The sequence below is a fragment of the Halorubrum sp. GN11_10-6_MGM genome (assembly GCF_005435165.1).
In the GTDB taxonomy this organism is placed as follows: Archaea; Halobacteriota; Halobacteria; order Halobacteriales; family Haloferacaceae; genus Halorubrum.
Genome location: NZ_SGUC01000096.1, coordinates 1 through 700, shown reverse-complemented (window position 1 = coordinate 700; position 700 = coordinate 1). Strand labels below are relative to the sequence as shown.

Below are 700 nucleotides of genomic sequence, written 5' to 3'. Positions count from 1 at the left end.
GCCCGCGCTGCCGTGGCGAATCTGTGATTCGGTACGGCAGCTATCGCGTGTTTCAGCGGTATCTGTGTAAGGATTGCGACCGCACGTTCAACGATCAGACCGGCACGATCTTCGAACATTCTGCGGTAGCACTCAGAAAATGGTTTCTCGCGGTCTACACGTATATCCGCTTCAACACGAGTCTCAGGCAGTTAGACGTAGAGATTGACGTTTCCTACAAGACGATCTACCGGCGCGTCCAGCGCTTCTTGCGAGCGCTGGACGCGCCTCAGATCCATCTCAAAGGCCCCGTTGAGATCGACGAATTCTACGTAAAAGCGGGGCTCAAAGGCCGCGAGCGCGACCAGCAGTCGCGCTCGCGTGGCCTGTCAACGCGTGGACGTGGCACGTTCGCTGAGGACAAGCCTCCTGTATTTGTTCTCGCAGATCGTGGCAGCGGTGAGCGATACGTGGTCCCGGCGAAAACCGCGACCGAATCGCGGATTCGACTCCTGCTGGCCGACCGCCAGCAGGAGTCGTTGACCGTCTATACTGACGGATTTCGGGCTTATGAACCGCTTGAGGAGGACGACACATTCACTCGTGAATACGTCGTCCACGGTGACGGTGAGTACGTTGATGGAGACGTTCACGTGAACACCTGCGAGAGCCACGCGTCGCTGGCGCGACGGTGGCTCTCGCCACATCGAGGCGTCTCTAA

1 protein-coding gene is annotated in these 700 nt (G+C 58.4%); it reads left to right on the top strand.

The annotated features are described in order from the left end of the window. A partial coding sequence (locus EXE46_RS16230; RefSeq protein WP_137689367.1) for an IS1595 family transposase occupies nt 1–700 on the top strand: 700 nt, incomplete at both ends.